Origin of the sequence: Bacillus sp. CCB-MMP212 (assembly GCF_022748145.1) — a bacterium.
GTDB classification, from domain to species: domain Bacteria; phylum Bacillota; class Bacilli; order Bacillales; family Bacillaceae_G; genus Bacillus_A; species Bacillus_A cereus.
The window spans coordinates 26,608-47,002 of the sequence record NZ_JALDQE010000019.1; the positions used below are offsets into that span (position 1 = coordinate 26,608).

Below are 20,395 nucleotides of genomic sequence, written 5' to 3' on the forward strand. Positions count from 1 at the left end.
TATATTTTCATCCTAAAGATGGTGTCAGTACAAATAAAATGTGATTCGATTCATCACTTTTATTCAAAAATCGATGCTTCACATTCGGTGGAATACGTACAACATCGCCTTCTTCTAAAAAATATTCTTTTCCCTCCAATTCCACATACACTTCCCCTTTCATTACAACAGCAATTTCTTCCTTATCTTCATGGGAATAATGGCTTTCTGTTGTGTTTGCTTGTTTATTTAAATCCATCATTAGCATTTCAATACGTGCTTTCATAAAATCCGGTGTTAATACATCATATACAATGTGATCATTGTTTTCCCGATATACTTTTTTTCGATCTTTTCTCTTAGAAATGAGCGAATCTGTATCAATATCGTTAATAAAAAGTGTAAACAGCGGTACATTTAATGCTTTTGCAATTAATTCCAAAACATTTAAAGAAGGATTAGCATGTCCTCTTTCAATTTGGCTAATTAACGACGTACTAATCCCTGCATAATCAGCGAATTCACGAATTGTCATATTATTTTTCTTACGATAACTTAATACTGTTTGCCCAAGCCTATCATGTACCATAGTAAAACTTCCTTTCGTCCATCATAATGCATGTTTCGTTGTCTTTGTGCTGACATACTAAACAAAGGTAAATAACCCTTCCCTATTATCTCCGGGACTTATATACTTACCTTTGTACATTATATCGTATTAAGTTTATTATAATAAACATTCTATCGGAGGGACAAACTTTGAAATCACCTATTCTTTCATATTGCATCTTATTTTTTGGTGTATTCGCCTTATCAACTTCAGCTATTTTTGTAAAATTGGCAGATGCTCCTGCGACAATCATTGCTTTTTACCGATTATTCTTTGCCACACTAATTCTGTTACCGTTATTACTATTTAATAAAAATAGTCGAAATGAGCTAAAAACTTTAACGAAAAAACAATGGGCACTTGGATTCGTATCTGGGCTATTTTTAGCTGCACATTATGTACTATGGTTTGAATCATTACAATATACTTCTGTAGCAAGCTCTACAGTTATCGTAACGTTACAACCTTTGTTCTCAATGATTGGTGGTTATTTTTTATTTAAGGAGAGGTTTACGAAAGGAGCAGTTATTGGTTGCCTCATCGCTATTTCAGGTAGTATCATCATTGGCTGGCAAGATTTCCAAATTAGTGGAGAAGCTTTATATGGAGATATTTTAGCACTTATCGCTGCCGGTATCATTACTGCTTATTTTTTCATTAGCCAACACGTTCGTAAAGATTTGTCACTTATACCATATTCGGTAATTAGTTATGGAAGTAGTGCTGGCTTTCTTGGCATATTTGCTTTCACGCAACAAGGATCTTTCATCCATTACTCTACACAAACTTGGTTGTGCTTTATTGGATTAGCTTTCATTGCTACAATTTTAGGACAAACCATTTTTAATTGGTTATTAAAATGGATGAGTGCTACTGTAATTTCAATGAGTATTTTAGGAGAAACAATTGGAACTTGTATACTAGCGTACTTTATATTACATGAGACCATTTCTTTACAACAAGGACTAGGAATTACCGTTATTTTTATTGGTTTAGTATTATTTTTATTACAGCCAAGTTCTAATAAAAAAGCATGACAGTATACTGTCATGCTTTTAACTATTCATTATGTACAATTAAACCATCCGGTCTAAAACGACTCATCATAATTTCATTAATAAACTTTCCATGAGCTTTCAAATTCCCTATCTTTACTCCCTCTTCTACAAATCCAAATTTTTCATATAAAGCTTTTGCTTTTGGATTCGTTTCTAACACACCTAGTTCTACTCTCTCTAACATTAACCAATTATCAGCCAGATCAAGTATCTTCGTAAGAAGTGCTTTCCCAATTCCTTTATTATGATATTCACTGTCTACCCCAATGAATAAATCACCTGAATGAGATCTTCGGCCCTGACTTTGTGTTAAACCTACAAACCCAACAACTTCTCTATCATATTCTGCAACAAATTCAAATTGATTTGGTGCTAAATTTCGAATTCTATTTTCCATAGCGTCTACACGCATGCTAGGTAAGAAAACCATATACGGTAAAACGTCATCTTGTATACATATACGATGAATTGCTCTAGCATCTTGTATTTCTACCGCTCTAACGTTAATCCCCATCTTTCTCTCCTCCATATAAATAACAATATATTTGTGGTGTATTCTAGAAACGTTCATGAATGTCCTTCTCATCCGTATTTCTTTATGTCATTTTTACATAATTATTTCGATATAATACTTAACTTCCAAAAAGATTAACAACTATATGGATATGGTTAACTTTTCACCTTGTTATATAAATTAAGCAAATTTTCAATCGGAATGCCATTTAGTTTCATACCGACTATATCACAATTTTCTATTTCAATATTTTTCAGATTACTATCACTTATGGTACTACCTTCCAAATCACATTTATTAAATAAAATAGGTTCCTTCTCATCTCCGAGACTTGTATTTTTAAATTGTACTCCACCTAAAGTCACCAAATTAAATTTACTGCCAGAAAGATTTAAATCTGCATATGATGACCATCTAAAATTTATATTTCTAAACTTTGATTGACTTACATTACAATTACTCATATTCATATTCATTATATTGCTACCAACAAATGAACTGTTTTTTAAATTCACTTGATAATACTCTGTATTTGCTAAATTACAGTTTTCGTATTGACTATTTTTCATATCTTTATTTGTAACTACACTCTCTTTGTTTGAGCTTGTTTTTATTCTTTTCACGTAACAATACTCATCTTCCGATTCAAAAATCATTTGGTAACCCATCTTTTTATAAAAGTGATGATTATTAATTTGTCTACTAGATGTTTCGAGATCCCAAATCTTTATGTTTGGATATTCCTTTTCTATTAATTTCATAACATGTGATCCAATTCCTTTTCCTTGATAAACAGGATCTACAAAAATACGGTCAATTCGACCGTACGACTTACCAGAAATCGTAACTATTATCCCTCCGATTATTTCTTTATCCATTACAACTTTGAAAGAATCCAATTCTTCAATGGAATATTCCATCATTTCAACTGAAGAATATCCTGGCGGTTGAATGTTATAATCAATGACATCATCTTGGCCGTATAGCCATTGTTTTGCTTCTGCATCAAATGTTCTTTTCATTATTTCTGTTAACTTTTTAGCATCTAAAATTGTAGCTTTTTCTATAGATATCATTGTTGTTTTCCCCTTCATTATTACAAACCAATAATTTTTGTGAATGCCATAATTATCAATTCACTTTTGTTTTTAATGCTTTTCCCATTATTACATATGGAACATCATTTTTACTTGGATGAAATGGCTCCAATACATTTATCCAATCTAATCTTTCATATAACGAACGTGCTTTTTCATTGTTTATTTGTGTTGTTAAAACACTCGTTCTATTTGAAACCCCTTCTAGTAATCCATTATGTAATTTCGTTCCAAGACCTTCATTTTGATATTGTGGGTGAACTGCTAACTCTACAAATTCAAAACAATCTTGTAACCATTCTTCTACTAACTCTAGATGTAACGCTTCTCTCATTAATTGATTATAGTACTGTCCCTCCATTGAGCGATAACCATAAGTAAAACCAACTACTTCATTTTCATCATTTATTGCTACTATACCTTTAAAACCTGTATATTCTATATGCCTATTCATTCGCTTGATCATTTCATTGAAATTTGTTTTCTCAAATAATTTACAATACAAATTTGCCATATTCCCAATTAGGATCTCCTCTTTTTCAATGCTTACAAATTTCACTTTACTCCCCCTATTAAAACATTTATATCCTTTTTAAAAAATAAGAAAATTAACACTAATCACTCTATTTACTATTAAACTACAAATCACCCTATATTTTCCACAGTTACTTAGTATTAATGAATAATAAAAAGAGACCATGTAATATAAACATGTTCTCTTCTTTTATTCATTTTCAATTTTATCCCGCTATTTGCCTGGCAGTAAGACCCCCACCTCAAAATTCAGCGAAAGCAAAGAAGTTAGGTGGGGGATCAATTGCCCGTAAAATCCCGATTGGTGAGGGCTGAACCCCCCCACTGATTAAAGTTTCACTTTATATAATTAAAAATTAGATATTACTTAAGCCACTCGTTGCAAGTATTACTTAACTGCTGTAAATCTTCTATAAATTTACTCGCATCATATCCATCACAAACCGAATGATGTACTTGCAATGAAACTGGTAGCATAACCTTGTTTCCTTCGTTAAAATATTTCCCACAAGTTATAATTGGCAATAGAAAATTTTCATCATTATTAATATTAAGATTAAATCCAGTAAAACTAGTCCAAGGTATGCTAGAAATCGGAAATACATTAGGCGGAATATTTTCTTTCGTGAAAAGACCATGAACACTAGCATAGTATCTCATATCGTCTTCATACTTTTTATAGAAAGTGCGGAAATCACTTGAATAATCCGTCCATATACTTGAAAAAGACTTATCATCTTTATGAAAGATTGTATAACTCGGTATCATTTCCTCCCAATAGCCTAAAACTCCTTCATCGTTAAAACATGTTCGAAATTTTTTATGATTATTTACTACTCTAGAAATTAAATATATAAAAACGGGATAAAATTTTATTCCCTTTTGATATACTTCCTCTAATAACATCGTGATATCAACATTCACAGTCATACTAAATGTACATTTCAACTTTAAATAATGCTCAAAATACCGCTCTCTATTCCAATCTTCTCTATCAATTACATGAAACTTCATTCTAATAGCCTCCTAAAATTTTCTTTTTATTTTAGAAGGCTAATTCCCTTGCTCTCACCATACTTTGTCACTCCTAACAGTTTACAATTCACCCTAATTATTCATTTAATTATATAACATATGTAAGAATCAATTCACATATTTCTGGAAATCCATCCACATACTATAGATAAATCAAATGAAATTTGGAGGATACATACATGAATAACAAAAATATGAATAAAAAAGAAAATGTTACTGAAAACACTACATCTATTCAAAATAATAATACTGCAAATCTTACTATCGAAGAACAAGCAATGAACGGCTTATACGGAATGCCCGAAACAACAATTGAAGATGCTGATCACGCTGCAGCTGATGATTTGACTTCAAAAAATTAATTAACTACATTTAAAAAAGCCAAGGAAAATATCCTTGGCTTTTTTAACTATGCATCCACCTTTTGTATTTCTTCACTCTTTCTTGAAAGTTTACCTGGCCAAAAAGCAAATCGGCCTAAAACTACTGTAATCGCGGGTACAAGTAACGGTCTTACGATAAACGTATCTAGTAATACGCCAATTGCAGTTACAATACCAAATTGAACTAATACTTGAATTGGAAGTGTACCTAACACTGCAAAAGTTCCTGCTAAAATTAAACCAGCCGATGTAATAACACTACCTGTTTGTATTACACCATTTTTTACTGCATCCAAGTGATTTTGTGTCTTTCTGTTTTTCCATATTTCTGAAACCATAAAGATATTATAATCTTCACCTAAAGCAACTAAAAATACGAATGCGTACAACGGTATCGCACCTTGAATGGCCGGCGCACCCATACCGTAATGAAGTAATATCCATCCTGCTCCTAACGCTGAGAAGAATGATAAAACGACAGTTACAATTAAATAAATCATCGCAACAACCGATCGTAAGTAGACAAGTAATAGTAAAGCGATAATGCTAATCATTACTGGAATAATTACTGATTCATCACGTTCCGTAATTTGCTTTGTATCATATAATGAAGCTGTTTCCCCACCAATCCATAATTGATCTTTAGCATTACTAATCCCAGCATCTTTTAATACTTTTTCTATACTACTTTTCAATTTAGGAATTTGATCTAACGCTTCAATTGAGTATGGATTTTCCGCTAAAGAAACTTCATACATTTGTATTTGCTTATTTTCTTTTCCCTCTTTTGGCTCTTTCACTGTATTTACGAAAGAAAATTTCTCTAGTTCTTGTTTAATAGGAAGCTCTTTGCCTTTCGTATCAACAACAACTTTTATTGGTGCTAGTTCACCAGCTGAGAAATGATCACTAATTAACGTAAACCCTTCACGAGAAGGCATATCCTTTGGAAACGACTCTAATAAGTCATATGTGTATTGAATACGTGGTACGAATGAAGCCAATCCGCCTAATACAAATACAGTTAGCATAATTATTGTCCACGGTCTTCGTACTACAATATCTCCAAGTTTTTTACTAAAGGAGCCTTTTGATTTTTCAACTTTTACAGCCCTCTTTTTCTTTCTTGCAAACTCCTCATTCATTGAAGTTGTTCTCGGTATAAACGGGAAAAATGCAATCCTACCGAATATTAATAATAGTGCTGGTAAAATCGTTAAAGCAGCGATTCCCATTATAAATACAGCAACACTAAATGGTACTGCAAATCGATGAAAGGCTCCATAATGAGCAAGTAGTAATGTTCCTAATCCAAGTACAACAGTTAATGCACTCATTATAATTGCACCGCCAGAAGCTTTAATCGCAAGTTGTAATGCTTTATATTTACTTTCTTCTTCTAACAAGTACTCTCTATATCTCGAAATTAAAAATAGACAATAGTCCGTTCCAGCGCCAAACAATAATACTGTCATAATTGATATCGCTTGGGCATCTACTTTAATCCATCCGTGATCAGCTAAAAAACCGAGTGTAGGACTAATAATACCGTATGCAAAGCCAACAACAAGTATAGGTAAAATCGCTAAAATTGGTGAACGATAAAGTAAAATTAACAAAACTAACACTAGTAGTACAGTAGCCACTAACAATTTCACATCTGCTTGACTAAATAAACTAACTGCATCCGTTTGAATACCTACAGGTCCTGATAATCGAACATGTAAACCAGATTCACTTATTTTTTGTTTAAATGGATCTTCATCCACCTTACTATTCACTATTTTTCTAAACTCTTCAAGATTTCCTTTTAATATATCTGTACCAGCAGATTTATTAAAAAATACCGGTGTAACAAATGATGTACCATCTTTTGATGCACTTTTTGATAATACTTGCTCTGGGATTGTATCAAATGGTGGTAACGTTGATTGTTCTTTTAAAGGACTAGCTTTTAACTCCTTATAAACATCTTGTATGAGTTTATAATCCTGTGACTGTAATCCACCATCTCTATACCATACTACTAACAACGGATTCCCTGCATTATTCGGAAACTCTTTTTTCATAAGCGCTTCCGCTTGCAGTGACATAGCTGTTTCAGGTAAATTTTTCGGATTCGGTTCTTTCGTACTGTTTACTTGTGGTAACGTAAATGAAAGTAATAATGTAATAAGAATCCACACCGATAAAGTGATCCACTGCGTATTTCTCCCTGCTACAAGCCTCCCTAACATATGTAACGGGTGCTTTTTCATAAAAACCCACCTTCCTTTTTTCCTCCATTATTAATTATATATACTGGTCGGTTAATTAATCAAGAATGATTGAAAATTATGTTATAATTATCTCAATCATAAATGTCAGGAGCGAATGTATTTGGAACAAAAACAACGTCCTCTCGGAAGGCCGCGTCAAAATAAAAATACAAAATCTACAAAAGAAACCATTTTAGAAGTAGCAACCCGCTTATTTCTTACACAAAATTATCAAGTCGTTTCTATGGATGAGGTCGCAAAAGTTTGTGGTGTTACGAAAGCAACTGTCTACTATTACTATTCAACAAAAGCCGATTTATTTACCGCTACTATGATCGAAATGATGGTACGTATACGTGAGAATATGTCTCAAATACTCTCTACAAACAAAACGTTAGAAGAAAGATTATTAGACTTCGCTAAAGTTTACTTACACGCAACGATGGATATTGATATGAAAAATTTTATGAGAGATGCAAAACTGTCGTTATCTGAAGAACAATTGAAAGAATTAAAAAATGCTGAAGATAATATGTATGAAGTACTAGAAAAAGCACTCGATAATGCGATGCACATCGGAGAAATCCCGAAAGGGAACGCTAAATTTGCGGCTCATGCTTTCGTATCTTTATTATCAATTGGGAATTTTAAAGATGAAAATCACAATCCTATTCTTGCAAATATAGATGAATTATCACAAGAAATCGTTTCTTTTTATTGGAACGGATTAGGTCATTCATATTAAACTGATTTTCTTTAATAAAAGAGCATGTTTGAATTTTTTCAAACATGCTCTTTTATAATTTATTTATATACTAATAATCAGATTATACTTCAATGCTGTTTAACAAAAAATTTCACTTTAACTTTTACAAATTTTGAAGTTGAACATTTATATTCCCCTTACTAAATCCCCCATGGTAACAAACTACAGATTCAATATGTAAATTTAAATACTTCTTCAAAGACTGCTGTGCTTCCTTAATATTTATAGTTGTTGGGGCGTGAATTCCTCCTAACATCCCATTCACACTATACATAGAGTCTCCTGCAATAAGAATTTTACTTTGTTTCAAATATAAACTAATATGACCCGGAGTATGCCCTGGAGTATGAAGAATTAGTATTCCACCGCAATACGGAAGTTCTTGCCCGTCAATCACAGTATCACTCACTTTTCCTTTTGGTCGGTTCTCTATATTTCCGTCCTTCAATAAAGGTAAATCCCCCTCGATATATGGCTTATCTAGTTCGTGCGCATAAACTTTAATATTACTTCGACAGCGCTGCAACAACTCCGGAAGACTACCTATATGATCAATATCCTGATGCGTCAAAATCACGACTTTTAACTTATCAAATGATACCCCAACCTTTTCCATCTCTACTTGTATATCTTCAATTTGTCCTGGGAAACCCGTATCTATTAATACTGCCATTTCATCATCCCATAAAAGAATTGGATGAATAACAAATTCTTGAAATTCAAGTTGTAACATTTCTATCCCTTTAGCGATCTCCATACAGCCATTCTCCTTTATATTAAAGTTTGAAAATATGTACGAGTAAACTGAAAATATAAAGTGAAACTTTAATCAGTGGGGGTTTTACTGCCCGGCAAATAGCGTGATAAAGCTCCTCTATCTTATAATATGTTTTGTCATACCAATAGAGAATGCCTCAAACCCTATAGATTCATAGTAAGATTGCAATTTTTCTACACACATAAGTTGTGGAATAACCTTGTTTTGTTCACAGTGCTGGATTAATCGTTCCACTATTTCTTTCCCAATACCAATGGACTGATATTTTGGCAATACACATACACCACAAATAACGCCTGTTATTACTCCATCGGATATAACACGCCCCATCCCAATTAATTGTTCCTCTTTAAATGCATATATTGCATACCAACTATGTTTACACATTTGTTCCAATTCATTAACTGTTAATTTAAGAGAATTCCATCCTAAAGATTCGTATAAGAATAATAATCCATTAAAATCTGTAGGATGTTCACTTGTGTAGCGTATACTATTTTCCATGTAAATACTCCCTATTCTCTGGCTTGTTTATATTTCATAAAATTCCCATTACACAAATCTGATCGATGTAAAAATAACTAGAACAAACTTCAATAAGAAAGATAGAATTCCTTCTCAACATAAAATAAAAAGAAGTTATCTCACTTAAGATAACTTCTTTTATATAAGACTCTCATTATATTATCAACCAAAAAATATACAACTGCATACGATTAGCACAAATAAAACTAATAAACCATTTGAGAAATAACCCATTGAAAACTACCCCTTTATTAAATTATGTAAAAGATTTTATCATAAAATGATTTACAACTTAATAACTGAAAAAGACATTGTATTCATTAGTTATATATGTTAAGTAATATTTTATTTTCGGGTATATTCTGCTTAACTTAAACCACTTCCCATTCCCTTATACTTAAGTTCTGATAACTTCAGAACAATACATAAAGAAGACCTCAACTTATTGACGTCTTCTTTTCAACTACACTAATAGCTAATTCACGTTTTTTTTCGAATATATATAGACTCTTCACTAACAGAGACATATATGAAATGTATTCCCACTACATAAACATCTATAATCTGATTATCAACATCCTTATAACCTTTAAATCTCATCCTCGGTTATTCGAATAGCTCTCTTGTTTGAAAAGATATTTTTAAAAATTCCTACTCCCACAATTAATAAACCTATACCAACTAATTTATTTATTTGTAATGGAATGCTCTCCATTCCAAATAATCCAAATGTATCAATACATAACGCAACGACCAATTGAGTAATAAGACTAATTAGCACCGTATATGCTGGACCTAAACTCTTTATTGCACCCATTATACAAATAATTAACCCGATGCCAAACAGTCCACTTACATAAAACAAATAATTTGCAGTATACACTTTAATGCTAATACTGTTTTCTGTAATGATATAAAATAGAATAGAACTAATGAGACCTATTCCAAGGACACATGTAGTCGTTAACCACTGTCCTACATTTTCATTTACTTTTGCATTAAAAACAGATTGTAAGCTAATTAATATTCCTGCTAATATAGCTAAACTAAATCCAATCAAAATCTTCCTCTCCCTTTCATTGCTCATATATATTATCTTTAGCGACTTCCTTCATTCTAGAAAAATCTTTAATGACAATAACTCCATTACTTTTTTCAATTAATTTTTCATTATAAAATCTTTGTAATACCCGAATTACGTGCCTATAACTTACCCCTATAAAGTCTGCAATACTCGTTACCGAAGTCGTATCCAAATCCCCTTTGTACATATTTCCGTTACTATCTGTTGAAATTGAAAGTAAATAACTAGCTACACGTACTTCTACAGGATAAAGTAAATTAAGAGCAGTAAAACGAGTCGATATTTTTAACGTGTTCGCAATGTTTTCAAGTAAGAATTTCATAAATATAGGATCATGTAATAACTTGTTTCTAATAACCTTATTAGAAATGGAAATCGCTACAACATCTGAACAAGATTCAACGACATTATGTGCTTTGCTATTTTGAATTAATTCAATATCACCAACAATTGCGAGTGGATTGATAAAGCGAAGGATTAGTTTCTTCCCTTCAGGTGTAATCGTATAAACTTTTACTTTACCTTTAACAACAAAATATAAACGATCCATTTCGTCATCTATATTGCAAATAAGCTCGCCTTTTTCAAAATGATTTAATTGAAAATATGCTGTATCTATTTCTGAAAAAACCTCGAGCGTTTTATTGATTTTCAAATAATGCGTAATTAAACTTGATCTATTCTCCATATTCATTTCCTCCTTTCATTTACATATTAAATACAACAATACCTATAATCATTACTATTGTTCCCACAATATGATATCTCTCCATCTGTATCTTTTTTATATGAAACAGTCCTTTCATTTCAATAACTGTTGCCGTTAACAATTGAGCAACCATTAGTGTGCCAGCTGTCAATGTAACTCCTAGTGAATATATCGCCATAGTTTCTGCACAAATAATGAATCCACCAAATGCACCCGCTACTAAATATATTTTTTTTACACTCTTTAAATCCGTTACTTTCTCTTCTTTCTTTAACAAAAATACAGTTGTTGCAATAATGAATCCAATTAAATGGGTTATAATACTCGTCGACCATATACCGATATGTGAACTAAGTTTCGCATTAAAGGTTCCTTGAAGTGTTATAAATATCCCCGCAAAAACAGCAAATAGAATACCTTTCAAAAAATCATCTCCTCATCCTTTATTTCTGACTTAATTAAAAACCATCATCCTATAATGGCAAAAGGACAAATGTCACATCACTATGAAAATAACTTGGAATGAAAAAAACACACCTCAAAAATGCGAGATATGTTTTTCAATATTTATATATAATGTTTTATAAATAAAAATTACGCTACATTAAAAGATTTCTTTTTCATAACAAACTTTGCAAATAAGAAACGTACAAGCGGTCCCATAATAATTAATTGTAATGGATATGCCATTATGAAATTTTTAATAAAAATCGAAAAATAAATTGAAACAAATGAATCTCCTTGTAGTCCACCATGTAAATGCATCATAGCCATACCGAAAAATGACATAAAGAACACCATTCCGATTACCATAGTTGTCGCCATTGCAACGATAATATTTATTTTCTTAGATTTATCAAATGGCAACATGAATACAATTTTTTTCGCACAAGGTCCAACTATACTTATTTCAATTAATAGCGCAATAATAAAGCCAATTAATAGTTCTAATGCAATCTCTTTAATATAAATTGGTCCTCCTGTTTCATTCATTAGTAAATTGTAAAACGTCATTACGATAACCATTCCAAGGCACATCATCATGCCAAATTGGAGGTTTTCTTTTCTTGTTGTTGGCAAATTTCATCATCCTCTCTCTTTGAGTCTTTGTCATTATATCGACATTGGAACCCCCTTCGTAAGTGAACATTTTGTGAACAAATTTAAAACGTTTTCATGTATTTTCTTTACTTTCAACTCAAATTCTCACTTTTACTTATAAAGGTTTTATATATTTCAATGTTGAATTACTAAATTTAACATTGCATTACATTATTACTAGGAGGATAACCATGAATGAAACAGAATTTTACGCATATCACATCGTAACAAGGAAAAGAATGCATATCGGACAAATGATTCCTTTTAAAAAAAATCAACACAATACTCTATATAACTTCTTTTTTGAAAGAGAACAATTAAATGTTAGTGGTGAAGATGGCATACAAATTTTAAATAATCACTATAAAAATGACGAATTACATATAAATAATGAAAATGCTAAAGTAGTTATGAATTATATGAATCAAACAATTAGAGCAGTTAGAGAAACAATTGTAGAAATGGTTAGACTACAAGAATTCCCTGAATACCCTTCCAGGTTATCTTGTTTATATGCTGCTAAAAGCTATGAGGATGCTTTGAAATGGCAAGCGCTATTTGATTCTTACAATCGAGAAGTTTTACAGATTGTTAAACTACGAGTAATCGGAAGTTCTTTTGAAGGTGACGGGAATCTTTTACCGAAAGAAGATGGTATTCCTTTTTCTCAAAAAATCGAACAAGCTAGAAAGTATTGGAAAGGAAATATTAGAAATGAGCTTCCTGAGCTACTGATTAATGGAGAAATTGAAGTGGTGGAAATTATTGATGACTTTTCCTCAATTCATATTTAATTTCTAACTAAATCATATAGGATGGAGATTACAATGAAAAAAAAAGTATACTTCAATCATGATGGCGGCGTAGATGATTTAATTTCATTATTTTTATTACTTCAAATGGAAAACGTTGAACTTACCGGTGTATCTGTTATCCCAGCAGACTGCTATTTAGAACCTGCAATGTCTGCAAGTCGTAAAATTATTGATCGCTTCAGCAAAGATAATATTGCAGTAGCCGCTTCAAACTCTCGCGGGCAAAACCCGTTTCCGAAAGACTGGCGGATGCATGCATTTTATGTAGATGCTTTACCAATTTTAAATGAGTCTGGAAAAGTTGTAGCACCCATGGCAGCAAAGCCTGCACATCACCATTTAATAGAAACACTTCTACAAACGGAAGGAAAAACAACTTTATTATTTACCGGGCCCCTAACTGACCTTGCTCGTGCGTTATATGAAGCTCCCATAATTGAAGATAAAATTGAATGTCTCGTTTGGATGGGTGGTACATTTCTTACAGCAGGCAATGTACATGAACCAGAGCATGATGGAACAGCTGAGTGGAATTCGTTTTGGGACCCTGAAGCAGTGGCTCGTGTATGGGATGCAAAAATTAAAATCGACTTAGTGACACTAGAAAGTACAAACCAAGTTCCGTTAACTATAAACATACGTGAACAATGGGCAAAAGAACGAAAGTATATTGGTATGGATTTCCTTGGTCAATGCTATGCAATGGTCCCCCCTCTCGTTCACTTCTCAACGAACTCTACTTATTATTTATGGGATGTACTAACTACCGCGCTTGTCGGAAACACTAGCCTTGCAAAAACTGAAACGATTAATAGTATCGTTCATACATATGGACCTAGCCAGGGGCGTACAGAGGAAACTGCTGATGGACGACCTGTAAATGTCGTTTATGATGTAAAACGTGATGTATTCTTTGAATATATTACTGAATTAGCAAAGAAAGCTTCTACTTGAACCACTATCTATACGAAAAATAAATAGAATAAAATCACTTCAGACGATGAACCCCTATATTTAGAATTTAGTTGAAACTACATATTTAACTATTGAAAAGAGTATTGAATTAAATTTCAATACTCTTTTTGTGCAATTTAATTATATTGGATTAATGTAGTGTCTTATTGATTATTCATTTCATAACCATTGACAAAATAAGTTATTGTTTCTAACTCATCTTCATTTAATTCTCTATCTAGTTCTCGTTTATACGCTGCCTTTATCTTCTCTTCATCACCTATATGAGCTTCTGTATAAGTTCCTACTGTTTTTAACATACGAATCTCTTGTAAAAACTCCTCTCGATTTATCGCTTCACCATGAGAGAGAATATATGTCTCAGCATCAAATTTCTCTAATTCATCTATCAATTTAAACGTTCTTTTCGTCGTATAGTTCCACTTCGAAGAAAAAATATCTGCATATATACAGTCTCCTAAAAATAATATCTTTTCTTCTTTCACGTAAATAACAACTGAATCATGTGCATGATCTCCGCCCACATGTTTTAACACGCATGTCACTTCACCAAGATCTAATTCAATTTGATTCTGGAACGTTAAGGTCGGAGGAATAATGTTAATATTTCTCGCTTTTTCTTCAAACTCTTTTTTTATGCAATCCGCACAAAATGCAATTTCAGTACCCTCTTTTACGCGTGCGTCCAAAGCTTCATCTGTCCATTCATAAGAAACAAGTGTACGCATCTCTTTTTTCGTTTCAGAATGTGCAATTGACAATGCATCTTGTAGTACAGGCAATCCAAAAATATGATCCCAATGCCAATGGGTTAGTGCTACGAAATCTGGATTCGATACATTTTGTTCTTTTAACATTTCTAAAAATAATTGTGCATGCTCCTCTGAATTCCCTGCATCGATCATTAAAGTTTTTTCTTGTCCAACAACCATTCCTAATATAGGTCTATCTGTTTCAGAAACAGGTGTCATATACCAAAATGAGTTTCCTATTTTTTTAATTTGTTGCATAACCAATTCCCCTTTTCATTTTCTCATTTAAATTTAATATATAAATTATAACGAATCACTACTTTTTTCTCTATAATCAAACACAATTACTTGGACTAATCTAACTTTCCTTTTCGTAAGCTAAAAATAAGGGAATAGAATCGGAGTGTGATACTATGGAACGTTTATGGATTCCAATGATTGTAACATTTTTTTCGTTCGGTGGATTACTTTTAGGAGGTGCTGTTGGAGTAGCAACACGCCAACTTATTGAAGAAAAGATGCATCGTTTATACGCATTATGTGGTGGTATTTTACTTGGGCTTTTATCCCTTGAAATTATTCCTGAAACATTTTCAAGCTACGAAATGGTTGGGCCTATACTTGGTATAGCTATCGGTATTTTAGTTATGAGCTTATTAGATAACTATTGTCACCATCCAATGATACATAAAAAAGATCAACAAGCATGGCAAACCTTCCTTTTTCTCTCTTTCGCTATATTTATTCATAATATACCGAGTGGATTTGCGTTAGGTACAGCTTTTATAAATCATAATGACTCTGCCATTCCCTTTTTAATAGCAATTGTCGTTCACCATATTCCAGAAGGATTAGCTTTAATTATTCCATTTCTTTTTACAAAACATAAATATATTTCCTTTTTATTAACGACTTTATTACTTTCTCTTATTCTCGGTACTGGCACAGTTTTTGGCATTTTGATGGAAGGAAAAGCTCTTCACCTGCAAGGACTCATTATGGGAAGTGCTATTGGTTCACTTGGATATGTCACAATTCATGAAATGCTTTGGAAAGCTAAGAAACAGCTCTCTTTCCTTACATTTCTAATGTGGGCAACTAGTGGTTTTTTACTAATAACAGTGTTCACTTTATTCGCTGGTCATCATTAAAGTTGCTAAAGTGAAACTTTTGTTCCTCCCACACTGATTCTTAGATTACAAATAACCAGATAAATTTTCTTATTTGTATATTTTTCCTTTTTATCCAAAACATAATGTTATCTACCTATTATAAGGAGGAACAATTATGTTTGGGAAAACAGCCGGTGAAGCATTAGTTGATTTATTAATTGAATGGGGAGTAGAACACATATACGGTATGCCTGGAGATTCCATCAATTCTATCATTGAAGCTTTAAGAAAAAAACAAGATAAAATTAAATTCATTCAAGTTCGCCATGAAGAAGCTGGTGCATTAGCAGCGGCTGCCTATGCAAAATTAACAGGAAAACTTGGCGTTTGTATGGCAATTGCAGGACCTGGTGCTATTCATTTATTAAATGGTTTATATGATGCGAAACTCGATAAAGCCCCTGTTCTAGCAATTTCAGGTCAAGTAGAAACCGATTTACTTGGAACGGACTTTTTCCAAGAAGTAAATTTAGAAAGAATGTTTGATGATGTTGCGGTTTATAACCAGCGTATTATGTCAGCAGAGCAACTACCTGCCGTAGTGAATCAAGCAATTCGAATGGCTTATACGAAAAAAGGTGTATCCGTTCTTACAATTCCAGATGATGTCCCGAAATTCGAAGTGAAAAATGGTGCTCGTATTACAAATACTTCTTTTACTTTACCTGAGTTGTTTCCACAAAAAGAAGATTTAGATGGAGCGAAACTCGCAATAAATGAAGCGAAAAAGCCTGTGATTTTAGCTGGAAAAGGAACAAAACATGCGAGAGAATCTTTACTTGCATTGGCAGAACATATTGGTGCTCCAATCGTACTTACATTACCTGCTAAAGGAATTATTCCTGATGAGCATCCTCTTTGTATCGGTGGATTAGGATTAATCGGAACGAAACCTTCTTATGAAGCAATGAAACATGCAGATACTTTAATTATGGTTGGTACTTCTTATCCGTTCACTGGTTTCTTACCTGAAAAAGCAAAAACAATTCATATCGATACAGATCCTGCCCAAATCGGAAAACGTTATGCGACAGATATTGGTTTAGCTGGTGATGCTGATAAAACATTACGATGGTTAATTGAAAATGTTGAAAAACACACAGACCATTCTTTCTTAGAACATCATCAAGAAATGATGAAAAAGTGGGAAGAAAAATTACACGATCAAGAAGAAGACTCTTCTATTCCAATTAAACCACAACGCGTTATGCATGCTCTGCAGCAAGTAGCACATGATGACGCAATTCTATCAGTCGATGTCGGAAATGTAACAGTATGGACCGCAAGGCACTTCCGTATGACGAACCAGCAATTTGTTATTTCTAGCTGGCTCGCAACACTTGGTTGCGGTTTACCTGGTGCTCTTGCTGGAAAAATTGCATTCCCGGATAAACAAGTATTTGCAGTTTGTGGTGATGGCGGATTTGGAATGACGATGAATGACTTCGTAACAGCTGTAAAATATAAATTACCAATCGTTGTCGTCGTATTAAACAATAATAAAATTGCGATGATTAAATTCGAGCAAGAAGTTATGGGTAACATCGAATTCGAAACAGATTTAACGAACCCTGATTTTGCAAAATATGCAGAGGCGTGTGGAGGTATTGGATACCGTGTTGAGAATTTAGATGAACTCCTTCCCGCTTTCGAAAATGCAGTAAAACAAAATAAACCGTGTATTATTGATGTAGTTGTAGATGCTAACGAAGCACCAATGCCAGCAAAAATCACATTTGGTCAAGCCGCTGGTTATACGAAGCATATGATAAAAGAATTATTTGAAGAAGGTAAGATTGATTTACCTCCACTTTAAGCGAAAAAAGATAGCTGAAAACGATTTGTCTTCAGCTATCTTTCTTTACTTTTGTATCTCCCTATAAAAAGAAAAGTCATTCATAGTTGGTTGTACTTGTTTCTCTACTTGCACTTCTCTCCCTTCCCGCTTTGACCTTCTCACATTTCCTAGCTTAATCGCATCTTGCATGCTATTACTAATAAGGTTTCCAGCTAAGATTGTCATACTATAAAAAGCAATCGGTATAAGTACAATCCATGTATGAGTAGTTAAGTGCCGGAAGTTTTGACCAATTAATCCTGTCCATTCTTTTGTTACACTATCTGGATCCATTCCACTGAAGGTTATTGTTCCACCAAAAAATAATTGCAACAAACCAAGGTGTAAAAGAAGTAATAAAGTACTCACAAATTGTTGTGCTACTAATAAAAGAAATGATGGTAACATATGAGGCCATATATGGCGCTTCAACCTCTGCCATTTACTCCCGCCAAGCACAGTGGCTGCCAACATAAATTCTTCTTTCTTAATACGTTTAACTTCTTGCGCTACATACAACATAACTGTTGGTACAGCAAGACATGTAAGAACTATAATTTGAAATGTCACCCGCAAATACAACGGCACAACTTCCGCTCCACTATCAAACGTTAAAACTTCATTTAACATAAAATAAGAAATCATAACCATTGGTACAATACTAAAAGGATCAAAAAAGGATGAGATAACCGGAAAAGATCGCTTACCATACATACCAAGAAGTAAACCAATCCCTCCTCCAACTATAACTCGTAAAGTTGCTATAATTATACTCGCTCCAACTGTCCATTTCGCGCCTTCTATTATTAATTGGACAAGGTCACGGCCTTTCGTATCACTTCCGAACCAAAATTTACTTGATGGCGAAAATGGAGCAGCCTCTAGTTCTCCTTTTTCGTTATACATCATCGTAAGTTCACGAATATTCCCATCGAAAAATAACGTATATCCAATACTAATAATCATTAGTACACTCAGAAAAGTAACACCTATCCAAAATCTCACATCTCTTTTTACAACTTGCCACATGTTACACACGCTCCCTTATAACATTTTGTAAAAGCGTATGTAATATACGAAATAGTATAAAAAGCGGAACGTATAATATAACTAGACTCACTGTAAATATTTCTAATTTAGAATTTTCTTTTACAAATACAAACATTCCATATGTATTAAAAATCCATTCGATAATATATAAATTGGATAGCATAAATAAAATATTTGTTTTCGCATAGTAAATTGTCGTCAATAAAACATTCCTTGAAACATGATGTGTTAAAATATGCTGCAAACTTAGTCCTTTACTCTTCGCAAATATACTATAATCTTTCTCCATTTCTTCTTTAAAACGTAATAACAATAGTTTAATAAATAATAACGTTGTTGGTATTGTAAGACATATAATCGGTAACAATCGTACTCTCTCTTCTCCTAATCCAGCAAGTTTTATTGGCATAAAACCTGTTTTTTGAAAAACAATTACGACAAGAAGTTGTGATAATAAAATAAGTAATATATCCGGTATACTCTCTAGCGTAAGAAAAACTCCATTCCACATTTTTTGCTTCATATGAGAACGCTGCAATACCCAAACAACAAGTACATACGCTATAAGCAAAGATAGTAAAAAAGCTGATAGAAATACAATCATAGTTTCACTATAATGAATCCATATTTGTGGAAATAATCTCCTTGAGTCTCGAAATCCAAATGTAATTTCCCATGGTCGGAGTAACTTTCCTCCAATAAACACAATCGTGTTCCAAAAACCGATTAAATCAATTTGCAATCCCTTAAATAATCGAGGGAGCGCACCTAAACAGATTATACATAGAATTGCAGCTAATAATTGTAAACAAGTAATCCCACACCATTTAGCAATTCGCATCAACATAACGATTTCCCCTTACAATCCAATAGAATATTCAGAAACAAAAAGACAGATATATTACATCTCTTCAGCTAAACCTTGCACCTGCTTCTTTCCACTAGGTAAAACAGCTTGATATAAACACGTAACGAAAAATAATAAACCAAATAAAATAATATATAACGTATCTGCACTAATCCATTTCGGGAACAACATCGCTATCGCACCGAGAGATAATAGCTGAAACCCTGTCGTTAATGGACTAAGTAAACTTTGAACGCGCCCCATGAATGACTCTTCTACAATTTCATACATCCAACCCATTGTTGCAATTCCTACACCAAACAAAGCATATAAACTATTTACCATTTGATTCATGCCCACTGCTGCACCGTATTGGTCGGATTCAACTACTCCCTGTATCATCGACTGTTCTGATGGAGAGAAAAATTGTATACATTTCCCAAAATAATAATATAAAGATAAGTATAATCATCCCGTAGTCAACTACCCCCACTGAAACGTTTCAGTGGAGGCTTG

At 32.9% G+C, this 20,395-nt stretch carries 22 protein-coding genes and 1 pseudogene; 7 read left to right on the forward strand and 16 right to left on the reverse strand.

The genetic code is table 11. The features are described from left to right. Positions 1-7 precede the first annotated feature (7 nt). Positions 8-568, reverse strand: a complete 561-nt coding sequence (locus tag MRP26_RS29125) for a helix-turn-helix domain-containing protein (protein WP_088024813.1) — start codon at positions 566-568, stop codon at positions 8-10. A 170-nt stretch (positions 569-738) separates the two neighbouring features. Here MRP26_RS29125 and MRP26_RS29130 point away from each other — a divergent pair, with 170 nt between their 5' ends. After that, positions 739-1,626 (forward strand): DMT family transporter, encoded by an 888-nt coding sequence (locus MRP26_RS29130; RefSeq protein WP_242807373.1) that lies wholly within the window; start codon positions 739-741, stop codon positions 1,624-1,626. A gap of 22 nt (positions 1,627-1,648) precedes the next feature. Here MRP26_RS29130 and MRP26_RS29135 read toward each other — a convergent pair whose 3' ends face one another. The 4 genes from MRP26_RS29135 to catA form a co-directional block, all read right to left on the reverse strand. Continuing rightward, complete coding sequence (locus tag MRP26_RS29135) at positions 1,649-2,161, reverse strand: GNAT family N-acetyltransferase (RefSeq protein ID WP_043315211.1); 513 nt, start codon at positions 2,159-2,161, stop codon at positions 1,649-1,651. 155 nt (positions 2,162-2,316) lie between these two features. Beyond that, a complete protein-coding gene (locus MRP26_RS29140) occupies positions 2,317-3,255 on the reverse strand; it encodes a GNAT family N-acetyltransferase (protein ID WP_088022128.1) in 939 nt (312 codons plus the stop codon). A 37-nt stretch (positions 3,256-3,292) separates the two neighbouring features. Then, positions 3,293-3,817 (reverse strand): GNAT family N-acetyltransferase, encoded by a 525-nt coding sequence (locus MRP26_RS29145; RefSeq protein WP_088022127.1) that lies wholly within the window; start codon positions 3,815-3,817, stop codon positions 3,293-3,295. A 338-nt stretch (positions 3,818-4,155) separates the two neighbouring features. Continuing rightward, positions 4,156-4,806 carry a type A chloramphenicol O-acetyltransferase gene (gene catA, locus MRP26_RS29150; RefSeq protein WP_000668543.1) on the reverse strand — a complete coding sequence of 217 codons (651 nt, stop codon included), beginning with the start codon at positions 4,804-4,806 and terminating at the stop codon, positions 4,156-4,158. A 200-nt stretch (positions 4,807-5,006) separates the two neighbouring features. Here catA and MRP26_RS29155 point away from each other — a divergent pair, with 200 nt between their 5' ends. Next, positions 5,007-5,189: a DUF4021 domain-containing protein gene (locus MRP26_RS29155; RefSeq protein ID WP_001060657.1), complete on the forward strand. Its 183-nt coding sequence runs from the start codon at positions 5,007-5,009 to the stop codon at positions 5,187-5,189. Between the two features lie 47 nt (positions 5,190-5,236). Here the strand turns inward: MRP26_RS29155 and MRP26_RS29160 are convergent, their stop codons facing one another. After that, complete coding sequence (locus tag MRP26_RS29160) at positions 5,237-7,468, reverse strand: MMPL family transporter (RefSeq protein ID WP_078400272.1); 2,232 nt, start codon at positions 7,466-7,468, stop codon at positions 5,237-5,239. 121 nt (positions 7,469-7,589) lie between these two features. Here MRP26_RS29160 and MRP26_RS29165 point away from each other — a divergent pair, with 121 nt between their 5' ends. Then, on the forward strand, positions 7,590-8,213 hold the full coding sequence (locus MRP26_RS29165; protein ID WP_071730177.1) for a TetR/AcrR family transcriptional regulator: 624 nt from the start codon (positions 7,590-7,592) through the stop codon (positions 8,211-8,213). Between the two features lie 124 nt (positions 8,214-8,337). Here MRP26_RS29165 and MRP26_RS29170 read toward each other — a convergent pair whose 3' ends face one another. From MRP26_RS29170 to MRP26_RS29195, 6 genes are all read right to left on the reverse strand, one after another. Next, complete coding sequence (locus MRP26_RS29170; RefSeq protein ID WP_053564539.1) at positions 8,338-8,991, reverse strand: MBL fold metallo-hydrolase; 654 nt, start codon at positions 8,989-8,991, stop codon at positions 8,338-8,340. Positions 8,992-9,108: 117 nt separating this feature from the next. Next, a complete protein-coding gene (locus MRP26_RS29175; RefSeq protein WP_071730175.1) occupies positions 9,109-9,516 on the reverse strand; it encodes a GNAT family N-acetyltransferase in 408 nt (135 codons plus the stop codon). Positions 9,517-10,126: 610 nt separating this feature from the next. Beyond that, positions 10,127-10,597, reverse strand: coding sequence for a DMT family transporter (locus MRP26_RS29180; protein WP_061667012.1), 471 nt, complete (start codon positions 10,595-10,597; stop codon positions 10,127-10,129). 16 nt (positions 10,598-10,613) lie between these two features. Further along, the gene (locus tag MRP26_RS29185) at positions 10,614-11,309 is read right to left on the reverse strand and encodes a Crp/Fnr family transcriptional regulator (RefSeq protein ID WP_071730173.1); all 696 of its coding nucleotides are present in this window, start codon (positions 11,307-11,309) and stop codon (positions 10,614-10,616) included. 19 nt (positions 11,310-11,328) lie between these two features. Further along, complete coding sequence (locus MRP26_RS29190; RefSeq protein WP_000676258.1) at positions 11,329-11,754, reverse strand: DMT family transporter; 426 nt, start codon at positions 11,752-11,754, stop codon at positions 11,329-11,331. Between the two features lie 170 nt (positions 11,755-11,924). Next, positions 11,925-12,410, reverse strand: a complete 486-nt coding sequence (locus MRP26_RS29195) for a DUF2798 domain-containing protein (protein WP_053564543.1) — start codon at positions 12,408-12,410, stop codon at positions 11,925-11,927. Positions 12,411-12,622: 212 nt separating this feature from the next. Here MRP26_RS29195 and MRP26_RS29200 point away from each other — a divergent pair, with 212 nt between their 5' ends. Together MRP26_RS29200 and MRP26_RS29205 are read left to right on the forward strand one after the other, a co-directional pair. Next, on the forward strand, positions 12,623-13,225 hold the full coding sequence (locus tag MRP26_RS29200) for a DUF2441 domain-containing protein (protein ID WP_242807374.1): 603 nt from the start codon (positions 12,623-12,625) through the stop codon (positions 13,223-13,225). 21 nt (positions 13,226-13,246) lie between these two features. Then, positions 13,247-14,200 (forward strand): nucleoside hydrolase, encoded by a 954-nt coding sequence (locus MRP26_RS29205; RefSeq protein WP_141544927.1) that lies wholly within the window; start codon positions 13,247-13,249, stop codon positions 14,198-14,200. Between the two features lie 164 nt (positions 14,201-14,364). Here MRP26_RS29205 and MRP26_RS29210 read toward each other — a convergent pair whose 3' ends face one another. Then, on the reverse strand, positions 14,365-15,231 hold the full coding sequence (locus tag MRP26_RS29210) for an MBL fold metallo-hydrolase (protein WP_242807376.1): 867 nt from the start codon (positions 15,229-15,231) through the stop codon (positions 14,365-14,367). A gap of 155 nt (positions 15,232-15,386) precedes the next feature. Here MRP26_RS29210 and MRP26_RS29215 point away from each other — a divergent pair, with 155 nt between their 5' ends. Next, positions 15,387-16,124 carry a ZIP family metal transporter gene (locus MRP26_RS29215; protein WP_000440632.1) on the forward strand — a complete coding sequence of 246 codons (738 nt, stop codon included), beginning with the start codon at positions 15,387-15,389 and terminating at the stop codon, positions 16,122-16,124. Between the two features lie 136 nt (positions 16,125-16,260). Next, on the forward strand, positions 16,261-17,961 hold the full coding sequence (locus tag MRP26_RS29220) for a pyruvate oxidase (protein WP_071730158.1): 1,701 nt from the start codon (positions 16,261-16,263) through the stop codon (positions 17,959-17,961). 45 nt (positions 17,962-18,006) lie between these two features. Here the strand turns inward: MRP26_RS29220 and MRP26_RS29225 are convergent, their stop codons facing one another. From MRP26_RS29225 to MRP26_RS29235, 3 genes and pseudogenes are all read right to left on the reverse strand, one after another. Beyond that, positions 18,007-19,011, reverse strand: a complete 1,005-nt coding sequence (locus tag MRP26_RS29225; protein ID WP_075717859.1) for an ABC transporter permease subunit — start codon at positions 19,009-19,011, stop codon at positions 18,007-18,009. 1 nt (position 19,012) lies between these two features. Beyond that, entirely contained in the window at positions 19,013-19,879 is an 867-nt protein-coding gene (locus MRP26_RS29230; protein WP_242807378.1) for an ABC transporter permease subunit, read from the reverse strand. Between the two features lie 54 nt (positions 19,880-19,933). Continuing rightward, positions 19,934-20,357, reverse strand: a pseudogene (locus MRP26_RS29235) (hypothetical protein); the annotation flags it as partial. Between the last annotated feature and the right edge of the window lie 38 nt (positions 20,358-20,395).

Bases quoted from the DNA above. Each gene is read 5' to 3' on its own strand.
- MRP26_RS29170 (WP_053564539.1), bottom strand. From the start codon at position 8,991: ATGGAGATCGCTAAAGGGATAGAAATGTTACAACTTGAATTTCAAGAA.
- MRP26_RS29155 (WP_001060657.1), top strand. From the start codon at position 5,007: ATGAATAACAAAAATATGAATAAAAAAGAAAATGTTACTGAAAACACT.
- MRP26_RS29200 (WP_242807374.1), top strand. From the start codon at position 12,623: ATGAATGAAACAGAATTTTACGCATATCACATCGTAACAAGGAAAAGA.
- MRP26_RS29225 (WP_075717859.1), bottom strand. From the start codon at position 19,011: ATGTGGCAAGTTGTAAAAAGAGATGTGAGATTTTGGATAGGTGTTACT.
- MRP26_RS29140 (WP_088022128.1), bottom strand. From the start codon at position 3,255: ATGAAGGGGAAAACAACAATGATATCTATAGAAAAAGCTACAATTTTA.
- MRP26_RS29205 (WP_141544927.1), top strand. From the start codon at position 13,247: ATGGAGATTACAATGAAAAAAAAAGTATACTTCAATCATGATGGCGGC.
- MRP26_RS29135 (WP_043315211.1), bottom strand. From the start codon at position 2,161: ATGGGGATTAACGTTAGAGCGGTAGAAATACAAGATGCTAGAGCAATT.
- MRP26_RS29210 (WP_242807376.1), bottom strand. From the start codon at position 15,231: ATGCAACAAATTAAAAAAATAGGAAACTCATTTTGGTATATGACACCT.
- MRP26_RS29185 (WP_071730173.1), bottom strand. From the start codon at position 11,309: ATGGAGAATAGATCAAGTTTAATTACGCATTATTTGAAAATCAATAAA.
- catA (WP_000668543.1), bottom strand. From the start codon at position 4,806: ATGAAGTTTCATGTAATTGATAGAGAAGATTGGAATAGAGAGCGGTAT.
- MRP26_RS29220 (WP_071730158.1), top strand. From the start codon at position 16,261: ATGTTTGGGAAAACAGCCGGTGAAGCATTAGTTGATTTATTAATTGAA.
- MRP26_RS29230 (WP_242807378.1), bottom strand. From the start codon at position 19,879: ATGTTGATGCGAATTGCTAAATGGTGTGGGATTACTTGTTTACAATTA.
- MRP26_RS29125 (WP_088024813.1), bottom strand. From the start codon at position 568: ATGGTACATGATAGGCTTGGGCAAACAGTATTAAGTTATCGTAAGAAA.
- MRP26_RS29175 (WP_071730175.1), bottom strand. From the start codon at position 9,516: ATGGAAAATAGTATACGCTACACAAGTGAACATCCTACAGATTTTAAT.
- MRP26_RS29215 (WP_000440632.1), top strand. From the start codon at position 15,387: ATGGAACGTTTATGGATTCCAATGATTGTAACATTTTTTTCGTTCGGT.
- MRP26_RS29160 (WP_078400272.1), bottom strand. From the start codon at position 7,468: ATGAAAAAGCACCCGTTACATATGTTAGGGAGGCTTGTAGCAGGGAGA.